At 61.8% G+C, this 24,354-nt stretch carries 1 protein-coding gene; it reads left to right on the top strand.

Annotation, left to right across the window (positions count from 1 at the left end; genetic code table 11):
• The first annotated feature begins 154 nt into the window (after positions 1–154).
• On the top strand, positions 155–24,199 hold the full coding sequence (locus AC2FL1_RS03825) for a calcium-binding protein (protein WP_496876032.1): 24,045 nt from the start codon (positions 155–157) through the stop codon (positions 24,197–24,199).
• Positions 24,200–24,354: the final 155 nt, after the last annotated feature.

The following is a 24,354-nucleotide window of genomic DNA, read 5'->3' as shown; positions in this document are numbered from 1 at the left end:
AGAGTGTCGCCGCCGGGGGATTTTGTCCATGTCATTCCCATTCATTCGGGGCCTGAAGATTCCACGTTCGCGCAGCGACAGTAGGTCGCTTTATGCTCGCAAATCAGGCACTAGCGGTCGGAAAGTTCATGTTGAGCAACTCGAGCCTAGACTGTTGCTGGCAGCTGATTTCGCGGTCTCGATGGCCGACGCGATGCAGGCCGATACGGCAGAGCTCAGACTTGAAGGATTCCAGTCAGAATCAGGCGCCGCCCTGAGGGCACTCAATTCCAGCGGAGCGCAGATCGCGCAGGCGTTTGGCGGGGCTGATGCGGTTCCGCTCACCTCTCAGATCCGGGTTATTTCGACGGAAAAAGACGACCGGATCGAGATAGACGCCCTTTCATTGTTCGAAATCTCGAAACAATCATCGAATTTACCGCTCTTTGAAGTCGAGGGCGGAGAAGGTGCCGACACTTTGCGAGTCGTCGGGGGCGATCTGGAGAACGGATTGCGCACCTATACCGACTGGCACATCGACGATGTCACCGAAGAGGGCGCTGCGGGTGTTGCGTCGGTCACGCTGCGCAACGGCAATGACGTAGAAGTTGCGACGTTCGATATCGCGTTCAACGGCATCGAGGTGCTATCGGGCACCCAGGGCGACGACACATTCTATCTCGCGGCCAGCGAGATGCGCAAAGGCATCACCATCGATGGCGGTGATGGCGACTTTGACAGCCTCGTTCTGGATGGCAGCTATTCCAGTGTGTCCTATCAGGCTGCGACGGCCAACGATGGTCAGATCCTGCTGGACGGCACTGCGCTGGTCTACCAGGGGCTGGAGCCGATCACACAGAATAATGCTGCGGACGATCTGGTGATCGACCTGACGGACTTTGACGATGATGCAGTGCTGAACGCCTTCAATGCGGGCACTATGTACATCGGCACAACCGGCGGTCTCATCCCGACATTCGAGAACATCACCTTCGTCAACCCGACCAATTCGCTGACCATCAACCTGAAATCCGGGTCAGATACACTGACAGTCGAGAGTCTTTCGGCCAACTGGGACGCATCGCTGTACATCTACGGCGAATACGAGGGGGCAGAGACCTTTCTGGGCGACAGCGGCGAAGATGACGTGACCTTCTCGGGCAGCATCGACCTTGGCAGTAGCGGGTCGATGCAGGTCATTGCCGAGACGATCACGGTGAACGACAACGTCTCGATCACCGGTGATACCTCCGAAGATGGCTTTATCGAATTCCGCAGCCGCCGTCTGGGCACGGCCGAGTTGGAAAACCTGTCGCCGATCTTTCCGGGTATCCCCAAATACGCTTCCGTCGATATTGGAGAGAACGCCAGCATCGAGGCGGGCGGCGTCTACCTGATCGCCCAGGCCGAGGAACGCGGCTATGCCGAACAGCTGGAAATCTCGCAAGAGTTGGACACTAATCTTGTCGGCCCGCTGCTTGATCAGGTCACTTCGGTCCTGCAATTGCCTTTCCAGATCCTGGTCAAAAAGACCGACGCACAGGTAACAGTTGCGGACGGCGCCAATATTACCGGCCATTCCGCGGTGGGTATTTATGCCAACTCGGTCACCAATGCCTCGGGTTCTGCGGGGTTCTCGATCGCCAGCCTCGGCTGGGCGGATTCAACCGCCAACGCCACTGTCGATATCGGCGACGCCAACATCTATTCCGACGGTTTCGTCGTCGTCACGTCCGACGCCTCTTCGACCGCCAACATGTCGGCTGAGACGAATACGAGCCTTGGCACGGTTCCGACGTCGTCCAGCAGTCAGGTCTCGCTGTCGCTGGCGGTGGCGCGGTCAACGCTGTCTTCTACGCTTACGGTAGCCGATGGGGCGAGGATCGAGGCGGGTCTGACGGCCAATCTGCTGGCCGGCGGAGAGGTCGATTCCCAGGCCTCGGCCTCATCGGGCCTGTTCTCTTCCGGTGCGGCCGGTGCGGCACTGTCGATCGAATTGTCGAATGCCGATGTTCACACAAACATCTATGGCACGGTTATCAGCCGCAACGAACCGGGCGCAGTGGTCAAGCTGGAGTTCGACCCGCTAGCGGCGCCGGGCCAACGCGGATATGTCGATCTGGTCAACGACAAGATTTTTGTCGGCCCGAACGCGCTGGCGACCGAGGATACGGTGGTCTATACCTCCAGCCGCGGGCAGAACATCGGCGGCCTGATTGATGGCGCCACCTATTACGTGCTCAAGGATTCGGCCGATCCCAACTATATCCAGCTTGCCAAGTTCGAGGACAGCGTCTTTCGTGGCGACGCCATCGACCTGGTCGAATTCAACGGCACGGCCAGCAGCCCGCTATATCCGGCGACCAACAACAAGTCGTTCACTGGCGCCGATGTTAATTCCGAGACGGGTGAGATCAGTCTGCCGAACGGCGCCTTTACCGGGACCGGGACGGATTTCACCACTGTCGACCAGACTTACCCGCTGGGACAGGCGGTGATTTACGAGGCGGCAGCGGGCTCCGAAATCGAGGGTCTTGTCAGCGGCAATACCTACTATGTCATCACCGGCACCAACCAGTTCAACCTGGACGGCGGGGCCCGCTCTTTCGTTGGGGCCGACGGCCAGACCATCCAGCTTGCCGAGACCGAGAATGAGGCTTACGCGGGCGTCGCGATCGAGCTTGGAAACGTGACCGGCGACGATTTCACGCTTCGGGCCGCGCATATTCTGGACCCGGGCTTTGCCACCGGCGTCGGTATCGGCGCCAACCTCGAGGTCGAGACCACTACAGAGGCCGGCGCAGGCCTCAGTTCGGCGTCCTCCAACGGATCGAATTCCCCCGATGGCTACAATCTCAGCGATTCGTTGCTGGGCAACATCTTTTCCAGCCTGATGGGGCGCATCTCGACCGAGTCTTCCTCCAACTCGGCCATGAACAGCGCCGGTGCCAGCCCCAACAGCTTGAGCGCGGCGGTCGCGCTGGCCTTTGCCTACAACGATCACGATGTGTCGGCCAATGTGCACCCGACGGCGCGGATAACCTCGGGTGAAGATCTGGAGGTCAAGGCCGAGATCGAACACCTGAACAAAGGCTTTGCGTCATCGAGCACCGAGCCGCAGGAACAAAACTCGACAGGAGAGCAGAGCGCCCCGAACACCGTGAGCGCCGCGGTCATTCTGACGATCACCGACAACGACGCCCAGTCGACGATTCACAGCGGCGCCGAGATGAACGCCAAACGGGCCACCCGCGTGATTGCCGGTGTGACCTATCCTTTCGCCCAGACGCTCGATCAGTTCCTGCCGACCACGGCCGGAGAGGTGGTCGACCTGTTCAAGACCGAGGGCTACGGCGCCATCACGCAATATGTCGATGATACCTTCGGTCTGTCGAGCTTCCTGAACACCTGGTCGTCTTCGACCTCCAAGGGCGACAATGTTTCCGTTGCCGGTTCTATCAATTTCCAGGTCCAGGACACGACGGCAATCGCGACCGTGAAGGACGGCGCGCTGATCAATCAGGACGCCTCGTTCAACGCGGACGAAACCGATCCGTATTTCGGGCAGGAGGTCGTCTCGGTCGAGGCAACATCCTACATGCAGCAGATCGACATGGCCGGGATCTTTGGCTGGTCGCTCGGCTCGCTGGGCCTGAACGATCTCTACGTGTCCAGCGGTGGCGCTTCATTCGACGGCGGCACACCCTTCGACACAAACTCGCCCAGCGTTGCCGGCAACAGCGGCGGCAAGGGCGGCATTGGTGCCACGCTGTATGTCAAGCTCGTGGACAACACGACCCACGCCATCGTCGAGGACAACGCGCGGATCTTCACTGGCCGATCGGGTGGCTTCAACATGAAGGCCGAAGAGGCGCTGTTCAACCTGGGCTTCGCCCAGTCCGGCGCGGCCTCGGATTCGGGATTTGCGGTCGGCGGCACCATCGCGGTCATCAAGCAGGACAGTGACACGTTGGTGCAACTGGGTAATCGCGCCCATGTTTCAGGCGAGGACGCGCGCCTTTATGCGGGGTCACTGGACACTCATATCGGTATCACCGGCGGCCTTTTCCTGGGCGAATCCGTCGGCGTCGGCGTGTCGGTCGCGGTCAACGACGTGACCCGCAACACCCGCGCCGTGATCGGGCCCGAGGCCCCGGACGCCGAAGCCTCTTACACGGCGGGTAGTACCAATTACCTTGATCTCGACGGCCAGCTGTCGGTCCGGGCGATCAACGACGGTGCGATCTGGGGCTTCTCGATTGCGGGCGCCATTCAGTCCAATGAACAACATCCCGACAGATCTGACGATCCGCTCGATGGTGTCTCACTGGGCATTTTGTTCGGCGACACCCCGGTGGAGAACCCGGTCACCACCGGGGTCGGGATTTCTGGCTCTGTCGCGCTAAACTTCGTCGACGACACCACGCGCGCCGCGATCACCGACGCCGGCACTGTGAACGCGGGCTCTTTGGAGGTCACGTCGAACAACGAAACGCAGGTGGTTTCGGTCTCTGGTTCTTTTGCCATCGCCGTTTCACGTGGGCAGACCGGCAATTCGGGCACCCAGACCGGTGTCGGCGTTGCTGGTGCGGTCAGCGTCAACACAGTGGAAGGCAATACAGAGGCGCTGGTGCTGGGCACCGATTTCTCGATCACTGAGGACCCGGACCCCAACGACAGCAGCATTGAGGCAACCGGCGCAGGCGGCATGATCGTCGACGCTTACCGCGTTGGCGACATCTTCTCGCTTGCCGGCAGCCTGGGCGGTGCGGTTACCACATCGCAAAGCAACAGCACGATCTCGGCTGGCGTCGCCATTTCGGTCGGCGTCAACCTGCTGTCTGGCAAAGTGCGGTCCTATGTCTCGGATTCCGACGCTACCGTCTACAAGGGCTCGTCCGAGATTCTGGCCACTGCCGCGCCCGACATCATGTCGATTTCCGGCGCGCTGGCATTCTCTTATTCCGGTGGCGTCAGCGGCAGCAGCACCGCTGCGGCAGTCGGCATCGCGATCAGCGTGAACGAAATCGGCACCGAGGACGACCCGTTCGAGGTCATTGCTCGAGTGCACGATTCCAAGATCGACGTCGCGGAAGGCGACATCACCGTGAAGGCCGACAACCTGTCTGAGATCGAGAATTACACCTATGGTGTAGCGCTGGCGATCTCGAATAGCTCTGGTGGCAGTTCCTATGCGTTCAGCGGCGTGGGGTCCGTATCCGTCAACAACCTGCATACGGTCGTCTATGCCGAAGTGACCGAGGACAATGACGAGACAGAGCTGACCGCGACCAAAGGGGCGGTGTCGGTCATTGCAAAGGAGAATGCCACGATCGACGCCGACGCGGGCGGTTTTGGTCTGGCACTGGCGCTGGCCGGCAGCGGCGGCGGTGGCTTTGCAGGTGGGTTGGGCCTGTCGATTGCGATCAACAACCTCAGCACGGACACGATGGCCATCGTGGACGGAGCAAGAATTACTGCGGGCACCGTGTCCAATACCGGTGACGACGACGTTGTCATTCAGGCCGACCTGACGACAGAGATCACCGCATTGACAATCGCCGGTGCGGGCACCGCCTCGCAGGGGGATGCCGCGATTGCCTTGGCCGGGACCGGGTCGGGCAACCGCATTCGGCTGCGCGCGCTGGCCGATGTCGACGGTGCCACGATCACCGGCGGCGACAAGGGCATACGTATCGAGGGCGGTCTTGGTGAAAACTCGAAGATCAAGGCCGATGCAGGCGGTGTCGGGATCGCGCTGGGTCTGAGCTCGACGGCCTCGGTCTCGCTCGGCATCGCCGTGGCAGTCAACGACATCGAGGGACTCGAGGACGTCGCTACCCCAGACGTTGGAGCGACGGTCAACGGTTCCACATTGGAGACGGATGACGGTGCTCTGTCCATCGGCGCGATTTCGGGCGCCGATATCGATACGTTCGTTCTGGGTGTCTCGGTGTCCGCCGATATCGGTATCACCGACAGCAATGCCATCGGCTTTTCCGGAGCGGGCAGCATTGCCATCAGCCGGGTCGGTTACGATACCGAGGCATCTTTCACGGATTCCTCCTTTACCAGCAATGATGGTGGCAACGCGACGATCCTGGCCCAGGACGGCTCGACCATCGATACCTTCGCATTGGCCGGGTCTTTCACACTGGCCCTGGCTGGCGGCGGCACTGCGGTTGCGGCAAGTATCGCCGCTTCGGTTTCGGTCAACGAGATAGAGAACGGCATCTTGGCCAGTGTCTCAGACTCGGACATTCTGACCAGCGGCGACGTGACGGTCAGTGCCAGCACGGTGCCGACCACTTCGCAGAACGCCCAGGATCAGCTCGCTGGAATTGCCGAGTTTGATTATGACGCGACCGAGGACGCAACGATCAACGCCATCGCCATCGGTGTGGCGGGCGCGGTCGCCATCAGCCCTGGCGACGCCTCGATCTCGGCGAGCCTTGCTGGCGGTTTCGCCTTCAATGACATCGACAACACGATCGTCGCCGAGATCACCGCAGACAGCACCGTTGCAGGGGTGAACGACGGCGACAAGGTCGGCAAAGTCGATGTTCTGGCCTATGATCAGGCCAATATCTTTGCCAGCGCCGACGGCGGCGCGATCAGCCTGTCCTTCGGCGATCCGGCGATCTCGATCGCTCTGGCCGCCTTCGTGTCGGTCAACGATATCGACAATGTGGTGACCGCGCGGATCTCGGATTCCACGGTTCAGGCGCGCGACACGATCAGCGTGCACGCCAGGAGCACGGCGTCCATCGAGTCGATTTCAGTGGGCGCTGCCGCCTCGATTTCAATCGGCCAACAAACCGCCATCGCAATCAGCGGCGCGGGCGGTTATGTCGCCAATACCATCGGCAACACGATCACGGCCGAGATCGTCGATTCCACCGACAGCACCGGCGTGCCGCGCGTCTCTGGCGGCGCCGTCGACGTCTATGCCGAGGATGTCTCGACCATGGATGGCATCGGGGTCGCTGCCTCTCTCGCGTTCAGCGTCGCGCTGAACCTGAAGGATGGCGTTTCCGTATCCGTCTCGGGCGCCGGGGCAGGGGTGTACAACACGCTCAACTCGACGCTGGACGCCAACATCACCAACTCGACCGTGTCTGCAACGGGCACCGACGAGGATACCGAAATCACCGATAACCTTTCCGGGGATGTCCGGGTTCAGGCGGATTCCAACGTCACCTTCGATGACACCACCGTCGCCGTCTCGGTTTCGGGGGCGATCTCGCTTATCTCTATCACGGTGAGCGCCGCAGTGGTTATCGTGCAGAACCACGCGCTCGGGTCTGTCACCGCATCGATCGACGGCAGTACTGTCAATGCCACCGGGGATGTGACGGTCGACGCCTCGGATTCCACAACGCTCGATAGCGAGGCCGTGGGCGTGACCGTTTCGATCAGCCTCGCAGGCCTTGCCGGGGCAGGCGTCGCGATCGAGAACAAGATCGACCGCGATGTGACCGCCCAGATTGTACAGTCCAGCACCGTCACCGCCGCCGATGACGTCACGGTCGATGCAGATGCTGTGCAAAACGTGCTGAAATCCACGGGTACCGCCGCATCCATCGCTGTGGTTCCGATCTCCATTTCGGGCGCGGGCGTTTCCGCCGAGGCGCTGGTATACAGCGACGTTACCGCGTTGATCGACGGCTCCACCGTCACGGCGACCGCAGGCGATGTTGTCGTCGACGCGCAGATCGACTCGCTGGCTTATGCCACAGCGCAGGGTGGTGCATTTGGCGCGGTGTCGATTTCTGTCATGCTTGCAAGCGCAGAGGTCACCGGACTTGTGCGGGGCGGAATCACCGGGACATCCATTGTCACCGGCCGCAATGTTCGCGTGAATTCGACAAGCACCGCCACCGCGGACGGCAGTCTGATATCCGTGGGTGTCGGCCTGCTCACCGGCGCCGGGATCGGCGCCGCGCCAGATGCGGAAGAGGGCGCGAGTGGCAACGTGATGGTCAGCCGCAGCGTCGAGGCGCTGATCGGTCTCCCCGAGGGGAGCGCGCGCCAGACAGTCACCGCGAACGGCACCGAGGAAGGCTCGGGTGAAGTCGAGGTCGATGCCGATGCCACGCATTACGCCAACGTAGATGCAACGGCCGTAACCGTTGGCGGCGGCGCGATCAGCGCTTCTCTGTCTGGGGTCGACATTTCCGGCGATGTCCTGGCCATCGTGGACGAGGGAGCGATCATCAACGCCCGTGCCCTGATCGTCGATGCCGACAGCTATCTGGACGCCTATGCCGAGATCACCGGTGCCGCCGTCGGCCTGCTGGCCGGCGCTGGTTCGAATGCCGTGGCGACGATCACCGGCACCACCCGCGCCACCGTGGGGGCCGATCGCGACCGGGCGTCGTCGACTGTCCCCACCGCTCTGACAATCGGGGCCGGCGGTACCAATGTGCGGGCCGAGTCCGAAGCCATCGCCGAGACCCTGTCGGATGGCGGTTCGGGCGGCGGCTTGTCGATCACAGCGCTGCTGGCCAGCACGACCATAGATACCGACGTCATTGCCAATGTTGGCCAAAGCACCCAGATCACCGGCGGCGCCTTGACCGTCACCGCCGACGCTTCCCGCGATGCCGACAGCGAAGTGCTTGCTGCGGGCGTCGCCGCGATCACCGGCAGCGGCGGTTCGGCCGACAGTGCCATCATGGGGGAAACCTCGGCCAGCTTCGGCCCCGGGGATGGCACCACGCCTGGAAGTAACGCCGCCGCCACAACGATGATCAATGGCGGCGACGTCACGATCACCGCGATCGAGAACAGCGACAGCTATGCCTACACCCATGGCGGATCGGGGGGGGCGATTGCCATCGCCGCACTCATTCCCACCGCCTATGTCACCACGACAATGGAAGCCTATGTCGGCGCGGGTACCGATATCGGGGCCGACAATCTGACGGTCACTGCCAATGCAGAGCAAAGGAAGGCGTCCGTCGATCTTCTGGTCGTGGCCGTCAGCATCGCCGGCGGTGCTGGCAGCACCGGTACCGCTTATGTGGGGTCTGCTGACAACTCGGTATACTCGAATGCCGATGCCTGGATCGGCGACGGGGCGGTCATTGACCTGACCGGTGACCTGACGGTGAAAAGCATCACCTCGTTCGACTATGCCGCTGTCGATGGCGACGTGGGATCGGGCGGCGGGCTGGCCATTTCGGTCCTGTTGTCGGATTCCGACCTGAGCAGTGGCTCGTTCGCCTGGATAGGCGACAACGTCGAAGTGACCGGCCGCAATGTCACGGTCGAGGCCACCAGCCAGGCAGGCACGTTCTCTGATGTGCTCGTCGGTACCGGAGCCTTGCTTGCCGGGGGCGGCGCGCAAACCAACGCCCACACTTACACCCGCACGGCCGCCTACACAGGCGATGGCGCCTCGCTGGATTTGACCGGTGACCTTATCGTTACCGCGTCGAACATCGTTGGCGAAGCCAAGGGCAAGGCCAGCGCCTATGGCGGTGGCGTGATCCTCGTCGGGGCTTCTGTTTCGGATGCCTACGCGCGGAATGACGTCGAGGCTTTCCTGGGCGACAATGGCGTGGTCATCGCGGATGACGTCACCGTTGGAGCGGTGGTCGAGGATGGAAATGCGTCCCCTCCGTCGAACACTCTGACGATGGACGGCACCGAAGATACCATCAACTTTGAACGGCACGGGTTGCAGGAGGGTGACTCCATCGTCCTGACCGGGGCTGGAGCGGCGAACGGCACCTACACGGTGATGGAGATTGCCGGAAATTCGCCTGATCCGACCGACAATTTCCGTTTCGGTGCGGCGCTTACGGTCGATGCCTCTGAAAGCTTCCTCGCCACGGCAGCCGAGCTGCCGGTGATCGGTGTGTCGGCCACGATTTCCGGGATCGACACAGGTACCGACCAGATCACCTTCACTTCGCCCCACGGCCTTGCGACCGGGGATACCGTGCCCAGCGATGCGGCCACCGGCGGCACGGCTTATGTGCGTGCGATCAATGACTTCGTGATCGAGCTTTACGAGACCGAGGCGCAGGCCATCGACACTTCGTCGCAGAACGGCCTTCTCGATGTCGAGGCTCCGGTGGGCGTCGATGCCACCGCTGACCGTATCTATCTCGGGGCTTCGTCCGATCTCTATACCGGTCAGCTTGTCGGTTACGATCCGGGCGGCGCAGCTGCCGTGGCGCCCGCCGGGCAGCTGTATTATGTTCGTGTGGTCGATGCGAACCTGAACGCGATCGAGCTTTACACGAACCAGTCCGATGCCGAGAACGGCACAGGTACGCCGGTGAACCTGACCGCGTCGACCGGTACCCATCTGATTTACCAGGCGGCGCCCGAGGGCGCGGCGCAGGTGGATGCTCTCAGCGATACCATCCGGTTCGCCTATGCGCATAACTTCGAAGACGACATGGAGGTCGTCTATAAGCCCAGCGGCGCGCCGATCAGTGGGCTGATCGCAGACGCGACCTATCAGGTGCGCGTGGTGGACGAATTCACCATTCGCCTGGCCACCTCGGATTTCAACGCCAGCACCGACCGGCTGACTTTCTCGGGCGGAAACATCTCGTCCGGCGTCATCGATCCGGTCTCAATGCCCTTTGCGGCAAATGATCTGGTGACCTACTCGAACACCGGGTCGACAAAGAGCTTCGAGGCGTCGTTCATCGACCTCCAGGGCAGCGGCCAAACGCCTGACACGAATAGCGGCGGCGAGCTTCTCACCACGGACAACAACACGATCTACCTGGGCACCGATGCCAACCGCGACGGTGTGTACGAGGGGCACGGTTTTGCCAACGGTGACTTGGTCTTGTACGAGGTCGAGGATGGCGGAACGCCCGTCGGCGGGCTGACCTCGGGCCGTGGATACTATGTCATAGTTGTCGACGCCTATCGTATTCAACTGGCGGAAACCTATTATGAAGCGGTAGGTTACACCGACCCCAACGACTCCTCCAACAACATCGAGATTACTCCGGTTGAGCTGGCACGCTTGCCCAGCAACGAGGCGGTGCAGTCGCTGACCAAGGCTGCTGACCTGCCTATCATCGGGCTGGATGAGGGGACAACCTACACCGTGGCCAGCAATGGCGGCGCGTTGGCCGACGGCTTTGTCCTGCGCGACGGGTCGGGCAACACGATGTCCTTTGCGGGCACCGTGAACGTCATTCTGGCAAACGGCTCCGTGGTTGTTCAGGCCCTGTCCAACGCCAACCGGCTGGAACGGGTCGAGGTGAATCTGGGCGCGCCTGTCGAAGGCCGGCACGAGTTCCGTGTCAACCTGAATGCGCTTCCCGACGATCCGACGGATGCCACGGGCATGGGCCTGGAAACACCCGAGGGTCGCGACATCCGCGAAGCTGTTTTCGTCGCGTTCGACGGTCAGACCAAGGCCGAGGCGCGCGGTGGCGGCGGTGGTTTCGGCGCGTTCACCTTCCCCACTGCCGATTCCGGCGCGGATGTGATGGCGCAGGCCTACATCAACGCTGACCTCGTCCGTGCGGGCGGTGATGTGACCCTTTACTCGCTGACCGATACCAACCTCGACCTTGTGGTCAGCAACATCGCGGGTGGTCTTCTCAGCGTTCAGGATTCGGATGGCGATCAGATTGCCAGCAGCTATTCGACCACCGCAGTGGGCAAACTGACCAGCATCACAGGGGTCACAACGGGTGGGACTTCAGCCACGATCCTGAGCAGCGACAGCGCGATCACAGAACTGACCGAAGTACAGGCGCAAGATGTCACGATCGAGGCCGCAGGCAATTTCCGCCAGTACTCACAGCTTGATTTCAACCATACGGCCGAAGTCATCGCAGACGGCGGCGGGCTGATCGCCGGCGCTGGTGCCTATGTTGAAAATGATCTGACTGCCCGTTCGAATTCGGTCATTGGTGATGGTGCCGCAATCGATGCCGAAACCGTTGATGTCAGTGCCAACATGGGCATCCTCGCCAGCCCGACCTCCAGTTCGCTATCTGGCGATCTGACCATAGACAGTTATGCCCGTGCCGAGGCCGGGGGCCTGTTCGGCGGCACACGTGCCGAGTCTGACAGTAACTTCGACTATGATTCCGCGGTGTTGATCGAAGGTAGCCTGGCTGTCGGCAAGGACCAATTGACCGATGGAACCCTGATTCAGGGGCGTCGTGGTGTAGATTTTGAAGTCAATCGGGCGAGCTATACCTACGCGAGTGACTATCGGGCGGTGTTCTGGGGGATTGGCGCTGGCACCGGGGATACCTATGGCTCGGCAAGCACGCGTCTGGTTGTCGATGGCGATGCCGGTGCGACCATCTTTGCTGCCCCGCGTTTGATTGGCGGAGTAAATGTCCATGCCAACGATGTCCCGCCAAGCGCTCTGAACACCTATCCCGGTTACGATGACCTTGCAGTCTACGTGAGCGTCAACGGTGACCTGATCGAATGGGATTCCGATATCGAAATCAGCGCAGGCCCGTCACCGGAACTGGTGGTTGATTCAAGCGGTGATGTTGTACGGGCCTACAACGTCAAACTGATGAACGACAGCGGCGTATTCATATTGCCCGAGGTCGGCTCGGATGCGTTCAACGACTTCAATGGTAGCGACCAGATCGAAGTCGATGACATCATCGCCGCGAACCTTGGGTCGGTTGTATTCAATGCGCCGATTGGCAGCATCAGCCAGGAGAACGGAAATTTCGATGGCAAACACTGGACCGAACTGCGCGTGTTGCGCGGGTTTGGCGAAGTGCGGCTGACCAACCTGTCCAATTACGATCTGGTGGTGAACCGGATCGACATGATCGCCGAGGCCGGTCAGGCCCGCGTGCTGCTGGTCGACCTGGATATTCTCGAAAGCGCAATGCAGTTCTCGATCAAGGAAAGCTACGGCAACGCCCTGATCGATATCCGCAATCTTGGGACAGGGAACATCGTTCTTGCCGGGAGCAACGTCAACGGCGCCTCGCTTGAGAACCCGTTGGGCGAGACCCGCATTCTGAACACCGGTGGTGACATCCTGACCGGGGGCGCGGTCATCCGCACCAACACGATGGGCGATGCCGACCTGGCGCGCAGCTACCGCGATACAGAGTTCATGTCCTATGCGGTGGCCGAACTAGAAGTCACCGCACAAACCGGGGCTTCGGGCGCGGTCGAGTTGGTGCGCACCGATGGCGGTGATTGGGCCGACATGGCGATCGCGGAACGTGGCCTGATCCGCGTCGGCGACGAGGTTCACCAGGTGGCCGATGTCGATGGCGATAAGCTGACACTGACCCGGGCCTCTTCAATTACGGCCGGAACCGCGACGCGCATCGTGTCGCTGTTCCACGGGATAGAAGCGACCAAGGGAGATATCGGCTCCGATAATACGGCGATCAAGGTGGATCTGACCCGCGTCGCCAGCGAGAACGAAGCTTTGTATGCAGCGTCGGGCGACAACATCTGGATGGACCTTGGCCTGCGCATCCGTACCGGCGACACCACACAGACCACAGCCACCGTGGCGGTCGGCATCGTGGCGGCCGCGACCGAGGCGTCACTTGCCCTGCGGTCTGCCGTTCGCGAGGATGTGGATGGTCAGAGCCAGGGTGTCCTTGTCACTGGCGATCCCGGCCCACCCCTCTCCAACGATACCGGAGACAATGGCACCTACTATCAGTTCTTCTATGATGATCCGGATACCGTGAACCGTGATCTCGGACCCGGCGCGGGTTATTCCGCCACGCCGACCGAACTGACTGTCACCACTTGGGACTTCGACCTGATCGAGGCGGGCAGCCGGGTCACGGTCGATGGAACCGATCCTGATGGTTCAACCGTACGTGCGCCGGGCGACAACACCGTCCGCATCGTCGCGAATACAAATATCCGGCAGGGTGACTCCGACGGAACTGGCGCGCATTACATCGACGCTGCCACCAATGGCGACATCTTCCTGACCGAGATCGACGCCGTCCTGAGCGACGACCTCGACGATCTGCGTGTCGGCCGGATCGACTCCTCCGCTGGTGACGTGACTCTTGAAGCACCGCGCGACATTCTCGATTCCGATCCAACCGACGGCACACCCGATCCTTGGGACGTCGGCGGCGTCAACATCACCATGACCGCCCGTACCGGCGGTATCGGCACCGACGCGGATTTCCTGGAAACCAATCTGGTCGACAGCGTCCTGAGCGTATCGCAGACCGGTGTCCTGACTGCGGACGCCGAACGCACCATCCGGATCACCGAGACAGCGGGCAACATGCGCGTTAACACGGTGGATTCCGAGTTGGGCGACGTCACGCTGACGACCCGGGCAGGGTCGATTCTCGACTCCAACTCTGGCGCGGATGAAGACGACAACGTCACTGGTCGGAATGTTGACCTGCTGGCCGACGGCGGCTCCATCGGTCTGTCCTCGGACGATTTTGATATCGATTCCGGCATTCTGGGCGACTGGTCCGGTGTGGTGACTGCCGATGGCGACACTGGCGTCTACCTGACCGAGACAGCGAACGAGTTGAACCTGCTCTACGCCCTGTCCACGGGCGGCGCGGTGCGGCTGACCATCCCGGACACGCCTGCCACGCCGACCCTGCCGACCTCGCCTTACAGCCACGCCGAAGTGCCGCGCATCCTGCCGCGTGATGTGTCATCCCCGGCCGAGGACCTGTATCTGCTTGAAAACGGCACTCGCCTTGTGGTGCAGAACGCGGTGCAAAGCTTTGATAGCGCCCGTGTGGATGCCTTCAACACAGTGGACCTCTGGGTCGGCGACAATCTCTCGATGGAGGCCAACAGCCTGGTGATCGCCGGCCAGACGGTAACGATGCAGCTCGACACCACCCGTACCGGCTCGTCGCGTTCGACCACCGACGCCGATAGCGGATATGGAAGCACTGCCGAGCTGACCGGAACCATTCAGACCCGCGGCGACCAGAACAGTGATCAGTTCGTGCTTCAATCCGGCGACGACGTGGACATCATCACCGTCAACTCGCTGACGCTGATTACCCAAGGCTTTATCCGCACCGCAGGCGACGAGGACGAGATTACCGTCAACGCGCTGATGACGATGGACACGTATCGCAACAACGGCAACCGCGACACGCTTGACCTTGACGGGGCCGAAGACACAGACGTCTACGTCATCAACACGACTGGCACCTACGGCGACGAGCGCGACTATGTGATCAACGTTCTCGATACCGGCGCACCCGACGATGGCGCCGATACGCTGGCGATCACTGGCTCGGACGGCGCCGACTTGTTCCTGCTGCGCGAGATCACCGCAATCGAGAACCGCGTCACCGACCGGCCTGGCTTCGTCGCGTTGCTGCACGCGGATCCGAATGGCACCGACACTTCGCTGGATAATGCCATCGACCAGGCTCAGACCTCCACCGAGCGGCCAGCTAGCGTACAGAGGGTCAACTACGACCGCGCGGTCAATGGTCGGCTGACCGTCTTTGGCCTTGGGGGCGACGACATGTTTGCCGTCGACGGCAACAGCACGATCACCACGCTGGATGCAGGGGCAGGGGCCGATCGCTTCCAGATTGGCCAGTTCCACGGTGTTCTGGATGCTGAAAACCCCGAAGGGGCAGCATTCCACCTGAACGCGGTGCCCGGCGACGAGCCGACAGAGGTCATCCGCACCACCCGCGGTTACATCACCGCGGGTCCGTCCCAGCCGCTGTTGGCCAAGGGGGGCGATGGTGGCGATACCTTCATCGTCTATTCCAACAAGGCGGAGATCCGGCTGGAAGGCGACGCGGGCAACGACATATTCGTGGTTCGCGCCTTTGCGCTGGCCGATGAGAATTTCGACCCGATCATTGACCGGTACTCGGTCGAAGGCCGCAACATCATCAACACCGGTACCGGTGAAGACCAGGTGACCTACAATCTCAACGCCCCGGTCTCGATCGACGGCGGCACGGGCTATGATAAGGTTATTGTCCTTGGGACCGAGTTCGGGGACGCTTTTGTCATCCGCGAAGATGGCATCTTTGGCGGCGGCCTGAACGTCAACTTCGAGAACATTGAAGTGCTTGAGGTCGATGGCCTGGAGGGCGACGACGACTTCTTCGTCCTCTCCACCCCCATCGGCGTTGCCGTGCGCATCATCGGCAACCTCGGCAGCGATGTGATCAATGTCGCTGGTGATGTGACCGAGCAGATCAGCAGCGCCGGACTGGAAGGGCAGAGCTCTGTCATCAACCACGATGTCCTCAGCGACGGCCGCTACGAAGGCCTGTCCATCGAAGGCGTCGAGATGACCGTGGCGGGTGACGGCAGCGGTCCTGTCAGCATTCGCGAGGTCGACGAGAACGGCGACGAAGACGGTTATTCCGTTGTTCGCGAAGGCGATTTCGGCGACCGTTATGAGATTTCGCTCAACGAGGCCATTGCAGTCGGCACCAGGGTCTATATCACCGTTTCGGCAGCGCGCTCGTCAGACGACGAGGATGCCTGGGACCCGACCGAGGCGCCTCGCATTCTGCTGGATCGCAACAACGATGGCCTGCCGGACGAGGGCGACTCGGTCCTGATCGGCGCCTCCGAGGGCGATTACTTCGACACGGTTTCGGTCAACGGGACCGACGAACAGGTTCCGACCCGCGATGTCGTTCTGGTTTTCGACTCGACCAATTGGTCCGACGCGCAGACCGTCTGGATTGCCGCCTCGGATGACAGTCTGGAAGAGGGCGAGCGCAAGATCGTCATCAGCCATAGCGTTCAGGCGATCAATGAAAACGGCGCCGATCAAGACGCCGTCGATCTGTACGACGGCCTTGCCGTGCGCAACGTCGAGGTCACGATTCTGGACAACGATCAGGCCGACGTGATCCTCACGCACGAGGGCACTGACACGCGTGTTCTGGAAGGCCCCGATGGCTTTACCGACCGGGTTGGCATCTCGCTTACCCGGGCGCCTGACCCGGGCGAGACCGTCACCGTCTCGCTGGCCGAACTGTTCGCGCCGGGAACCGAGGCGCAACTGGCCTTCGACATGCCTACGATCACATTCGACGCCTCGGATTGGGATACCGTCAAGTATGTCACACTGACCGCCATAGACGATGACATCCCCGAAGACCCGCGTGGTCTGCAGATCCAGGCGACGGTCACCTCGACCGGCGGCGCCTTTGATGATGCTGCCAACCAGGTCCTGGGCGTCAAGGTTCTGGATAACGACACCCCCGGTGTGGTCATCACCGAAAGCGCCGGTGACACTCTGGTCACGCCCCTTTCCGACGACGATTACACCATCCGGCTGACCTCGGCGCCCAACGCAGGCGAGGTGGTGACGATCCCGCTTCTGACGGACGGGCAAGCGTCCATCGTCAGCGCCATCGACACGTCCGACAACAGCGACCGTCTGATCGAGCATGTCGATGTAGGCACATTCGAGGTTGCCGAGTTCTTCGATGGCCCTGTCAGCTTCTCGGGGGACACGATAACGCGCACCGACCTGGGCTCTTTCCTGGATGCCAACCTATATGTCGGCGCCCGCATTGCAATTTCCGGCAGCACGGCGAACGATACCGGTACCGAGGAATATTACGAGGTCACCGCTGTCACCGACACCACGATCACCCTTGCCGGCGCCAATTTCACCGGTGGGGTCGATGCGACCGTCTCGCTGGGCGAAGTGTCTATCGCGATGCTGTTCAACGGGCAGGTGATCTTCGGAAACGAGACCATCACAGAAAACGGCGTCACCGTCGATGGTGACACCATCACGCGTACCGACGGCGGCAGCTGGTACGCCGACGGCTTCCTTCCGGGGCACGAGATCCGCATCGGCAGCGGGCCGAATGCGGGACTGTACCAGATCGCGCTGCTGGAAATCGACAATCAGGATCGCGAGTTCTTGCGCCTGACACCGTCTGCCGATCTTACCGCGGGCACCGGCGATATCCGCGTCGTCCGCGTTGCCGATGCAATTCAGTTCGACGACAGCAACTGGGCAACCGAGGTCCGGATCACGGTCGAGGCCAACGATGATTATACCCTGCCGGTCTACCTGCAGAACAAGATGTCGTTCTCTTCCGTGCACCGCCTGACCAACATCCAGGGTCCGTTGTCGGTAGAGGGCGGAGTGACTGGTGCCGACCGCACTTTGATCCCGGCAATCATCCTGCCGGGCGAGACACCGGGCGAGGCCGTCGGCATAGGCCCGCAGCCCGACGAGTTTGCGCAAATCGACGTCCTTAACATTTTTGACGACGCCTCGCAGGAGGATAAGTCCGGCGTGTTGACGCCCACTGGGCTGACCGGCTTCGGCATGGCCACGGAACTCAGCTTCGAGGAAACAGATTTCGGTGAGCCCACCACGGTGCCCGGAGGCATCTCTTGGGGCACCCAGGTGCTCGACGTGAACGGCAACTTTACCACAGATTCTCTCCTGTCCAGCATCGAGGTGCTGAACATCATGATGGGCAAGGGCGACGACGCCCTGCGGATTGACGGCACGCTCCAACCGACCACAGCCGGGCAGGGCGGAGAGACCGCGATCCATGGCGGCCTGACGATGATCCACGGCGGCGGCAACCGGACCGAGGACGGCGGCGACCTGATCATGGTCGACGGTGGCGGCGGATCGGAATCGCTCTTGGTGATCTACGGTGACACCTCGCAGGACGGCCTGTTCTATTCCGGTTCTGGCAGCGACAGCGAGGGCCACAACTTCGGCGAACGACCCTTCCCGCCGTTTACCACCGAGGCGCTGGCCGACCTCCGGTCCAGCTTCTTGATGCCACTGGCTGATCCTTTCCTGATCGCGGGCAAGGATCAGATCCTCGTCTTTGCAGAACTGGCCGGCGAGATGACTTTCGACGCCACTGCCCTGACCATCCAGGCGACCTCGAGCTGGCTGGATGCGGGCTTCCGCCAAGGGCGCGCGGTCGAGGTCGAACTGGCCAATGGCTTGACTGCCAGCTACCGCATCGCCGAGATCTCGACAGACGGCCTGACCCTGACGTTGGAAGATGGCGCGGTTCTGCCAGACGGCCTACGTCAGGCGCGGGTCACCGCAGGCGGCGGCGCGGGCAAGGTGACCGCCTATGGCGGCGGCAACGATGACCTGATCATGGGCAGCCGCGAAGGCGACCATCTGGCCGGCGGCGGCGGCAACGACGCAATCTTCGGCCAGCAGGGACTGGACCAGATTTGGGGCGACAGCGGCTTTAACGTCGACATGTTCGGCGATTTGATGGTCTATAACGACGACACGCTGACCATCGCTGAAAAGCGCGAGCTGGCCGGGCCGGTCCTGACCATCCCGGTTGCGGGCGCGCTGATCTCCGAGGCGGGCGATGCCATGATCGTGGGGGACGATTCCGTCTTTGGCGGCATCGGCGACGACGTCGTCTTTGGTGACCACGGCCGCATCGACGTGACCGAACCGCCGCTGCGGATTCGGACCACGGCCTATGAGTACATTGTAGAGATCGCGAGTTCAGAGATCGACAACGGCGGTGACGACCTGATCTTTGGCGATGCCGGGCGCGATATCCTGATCGGTGGCGCGAACCGGGTCGTGCAGGGTGTGCCGAACGGCGACCGGATCGACGGTGGCACCGACCAGGACCTGATCTTTGGCGACAATGTCACGCTGGTACAGCGCGCGGAGGGACCGCACCAGGATCAGGATGCACGTATCGTGCGCCTGACCGGATCCACCATCTACAACCGCGATGGCTCGGCAAATGTGGACAACGTAACGCTGTTCGTCGACCCGCGCCACTCGGGCTCACCTTGGACCGCCTTCGAGATTACCGAGCTCTATCACGACGTTGCCTATCAGGCGCGCAATGATGGTCAGTTCGGCAATGACGACATCGCGGGTGGTGCCTCGCACGACAAGATCTTTGCGCAACTCGGGGATGATTCCGTCCAGGGCGACGGTGCGATCCTCGACCTCCCGGTGTCGGCCACACGCGACACGGACGGCATGCTTGTGCACGTGCCCTCGTTCGAGGCCGAAACCGATGGCGACGACTATGTCGAAGGTGGCGGCGGCAACGACCTGATCTTTGGCAACCTGGGTCAGGACGATCTGATCGGTGGTAGTTCTTCGTTGTATACGCTCGTAACACCCGAGCAGCGCCCGGATGGCTCTGACATTATCTTTGGCGGGGCCGGGACGCAGATTGCCATCAATATCCTTGGTACTGATGCGGACAGTACGCTGGGCGCGCGATCGGAACATGGTCGTGACGCAGATGTGATCGTCGGCGACAATGGCAACATCTTCGACCTTCTCGATGCTCCCAACGTCTGGCTGGCCTACAACTACGACAGGACCCCGGACATCGGCAACAACACGGCCGATCCCTCGCAAGCGCACCTGCGCGGCGATATCCGCCTGATCCCGCGTGCCGTGGTTCTGCTGGACTACACGCCAGGCACGGATGTCGGCAGCCTCGGCGCCAGCGACCTTGTCTATGGCGAGGATGGCGATGACATCATCTACCTGATGACGGGTAACGACGTGGGCTATGGCAACGGCCACGACGACCAGATCATCGGCGGCACCGGTGACGACCGTATCTTTGGCGGGACAGGCGAAGACGGTCTGCTTGGCGACGATGGCGTGATCCGGGTCAGCCGCAATGGTCTGGCCGAGCCTCTGAACGGCATCGGGGCAGAGTCGCAGCAGACCCTTTCGATCCCCGGGCCCTGGATCGGCGCAGAGGTGGATCTGGAAGGTTACCTGAAGATCACCGTCGACGCGATCCTGCCCAAAGAGGGTGGCAATGACATCATCTACGGTGGTCTGGGTGACGATTTCATCCATGCCGGAGCCGGGGATGATGCAGCTTCGGGCGCCGAGGCGCTGCCGATCTTCCACAACGACACCCGGCCCATCGCCAATACGCCGATGTTGTACGAACCAGATAGCGGGATCCTGTCAGAGTTCTATGATCGTACGACCGGCAGCTACCAGACCTTCTATGACCCGTACGATCCGCGCCCGATCATCGAGAATTACTTCCTGAACTTCCGGACCTTCGATGACGACGGCAACCTGATCGAGGACGGCAAGGACGCGATCTTTGGCGGCGACGGCAACGACGTTGTGTTTGGCGGCACGGGACATGACCGGATGTTTGGCGGGTGGGGAGATGATTATCTCCAGCTCGACGATAACTTGGGTACAAACGGCGGCCGGAACGACACTTCGGACAGTGCGGTTACCCCGCAAACCACCGGTGGCGCGGCGGACTTTGCCTTTGGCGGCGGCGGTCGCGATGTCCTGATCGCCAACACCGGCACCGACCGGATGTTCGACTGGACCGGCGAATACAACAGTTTCATCGTTCCGTTCTCGCGTTTCGGCGCGCCCACGGTGAACCGGTTGCCATCGCCGCACGCTGTCGAGTTCCTTTTGGATCTGGCCGAGGCCACGGGTGCCGCGACCAGCCGGGCCGAGGCCTATGACGTGATTGCCATGGTCACGCCGCAGGACCCCGAATGGGGTGACCAGCACGGTGCGCCGCGTGATCCGCAGCCCGGAAACGGCCGGGGCGCTTTTGACAGCGCCGGCGGACCCGAGAACGACACCGTTCGCGCGCCACTGCAAACGGCCGCCGGTTCCACCCCCTCCGGGCCGGCCGAGCCCGGCACTATCGAGGTGGGTATCCAGATCGAAAAGGCGATCAACGCCGTAGATCCGTGGTTCCCCACCGATGCCGAGGATGCGGACACTGCGGCCGAAGCCGTCGAGCTCGCGATCGGGACCGATGTGATCTGGACCTATCTCGTGTCGAACACCGGGGACGAGTCGCTTCATCGGCTGTCGGTCAGCGATACAGATTCGGATGGCGACCGGTTCACTCCGACCTACGTCTCGGGCGATTCCAACGGTAACCGGCGTCTCGATCCGGGCGAGGTTTGGCTGTACACTTCCGAAGGCGTTGGGGATCATACCGTCGTGGCGGGGGCCTATTCAAATGTTGCCACCGTAACGGCGCGCGGATCGCGGGGTGCGGCTCCGACGGCTTCGGACGCCAACCATCACGTGGGCATCTTTGTGACCGACCCACCGCCGTCCGTGACGATCGAAAAGGCGATCAATGCCTTGGATCCCCTCAATCCCACGGCTGCCGAAGATGCCGATGCCGGTCCGGGTCCGGTGCTGGAGACGGGGTCTGCCGTATTGTGGACTTACCTGATCACCAATGACGGCACCGTTTCGGTCTCGCTGGACAGCATCGTGGATGACGCCGGTACGCCGGACAACAGGTCGGATGACCGCGCGCCGGTCTATGTCTCCGGCGACGACGGCAACGGCATTCTGGACCCGGGAGAGACCTGGCTGGCGTCTTTGGACGGAGTCGCCGCCGACGGTGATTATGTCAACGAGGTCAGGGTGACGGTCAGCGACGCCTACGGCCGCAAAGCGACAGATACAGACGTGAACCATCACACGGGCACCATGATTCCTGGCGGCTCGGCAGTCACGCTTGTCAAGGCGGTCAACGCGGTCAATCCGTGGAACCCGACGGTTGCCGAAGACGCCAACACTTTGAGCGGCCCGGACCTTAACTCGGGCGACGCGGTCGTCTGGACTTACCTTGTCGGCAATGCGGGCGGTGGCGCGCTTGCCGTCGGAAGTCTGATCGACGATGCGGGCACGCCTGGCGACAGTTCCGACGATTTCGCGCCGAACTATGTTGCGGGTGACGCCAACAACAACGGGTTGCTCGACTTTGGCGAGACATGGCTCTATCGCGCTGTCGGCATCGTGACACCGGGCGACTATGTCAATGTGGCGACCGTCACCGCGACCGATGCCGAAGGCAGGCAGGTCACCGACAGTGATCTTGCCCGCTATCAAGGCTCTACGCCGCCGGACACCGCGGAAATCACCCTGGAAAAAGCGGTGAATGCTGTCGATCCGCTGAACCCGACCGAGGCAGAGGATGCCGACACGATCCCAGTCAAGGTCCGCGCCGGTCAGGACGTCACCTGGACCTATCTTCTGTCCAACACGGGTGAAGAGACCTTGGCCGTCATTAACCTGATCGACGATGCGGGCACGCCGGGTGATGGTTCCGACGACTTCTTGCCGTCCTACGTGTCAGGCGATGATGGCAACGGTCTGCTCGATCCCGGCGAGACCTGGCTCTACGTTGCGGTCGGCGTTGCGCCGGAAGGCGACTACGAGAACATCGCTATCGCCGTTGCGGCAACTGATCAGAACGAGCAGGTGTCGGCGACCGACAACGCGCGTCTCACCGGCGTTGAGGACCGGGTGAAGCTGGTCAAAGCGGTCAATGCAGTCAATGTCTATGCCCCGACGGAACTCGAGGACGCAAACGATGCGCCCGGACCGTTGTTCGTCGAAGGTACGCCGCTGATCTGGACCTACCTTGTCACCAACGAAGGGGCCGGCGAGATTGTTCTCGACAAACTCACCGGCGTGATCGACGACGCGGGTACACCGGACGATACCAGCGACGACTTTGCCGCCATATATGTTGATGGGGATACCGACAATGACGGGATGCTGGATGTCGGGGAGACATGGCTGTTCACCTCGGACGGTGCTGTCAATGCATCGGCCTCGATCGGTGCATACGGAAATGCTGCCGCTGTTTTCGCGGGCGAGGATCGGTCAATCACCGACACCGACCTGGCCCATCATCATGGCGTGCAGCAGGGGCAGGCCGCTGGTTTGACACCAGGTTTCTGGAAGAACAACGCCACCCAGAACGGCGCTTCTGCGTGGCCCGCTACCTCGGATGGCATGCTGATCTACGATCCGCAGCAGACACTGGGTACGGTGTTCGACATTCCAGTCAGCTATGCTCACCTGGCAGATGTGACGCTGGTCGATGCGCTTGACCTGAACGGAGGGGGCGAGAACGCCCTGATGCGCCACGCCGTCGCTGCATTGCTGAACGCCACCAGTGCCCAGGTCGGCTATCCGGCCTCTGCACCGCAGGTCATCGCCTGGACAAACGAGGCTCTCTTGAGCGGGAGCATGACCACGCTGAACAGCCAGAAGAACGTATTCGTCGGCTGGAACGAGTTGGGAGGCGATCTGGATCAGCATGGCCGCAGCCAGAGCTACCTGGATATTGTCGCACAGTCCGGAATCTACGTTCCGTGGCTGCTCGACGACCGCTCCACGCCGGATGTGACCGACTATCTGGTCTATGACGATGAAACCGGTGCGTTCGTCGCGCCCCCATCAGGTGGGGCGCAGCACTTCGCGCTCTGAGTGCGATTGCAGGATTTGCCACCCGCCTTGCGAATGGCCCTCCGCTAGCTGCGGGGGGCCTTTCGCACCGCGGAGCCCTATGGGGCACTACCTCTCATCCGTATCGGCTTGCGCCTTCCCGATGTCTTTTTGCAGGTCTCCTGCTAACGGCCCAG

It is taken from the genome of Ruegeria sp. YKSF070 (genome assembly GCF_059612725.1).
This window is presented reverse-complemented; position numbering and strand designations above follow the sequence as displayed.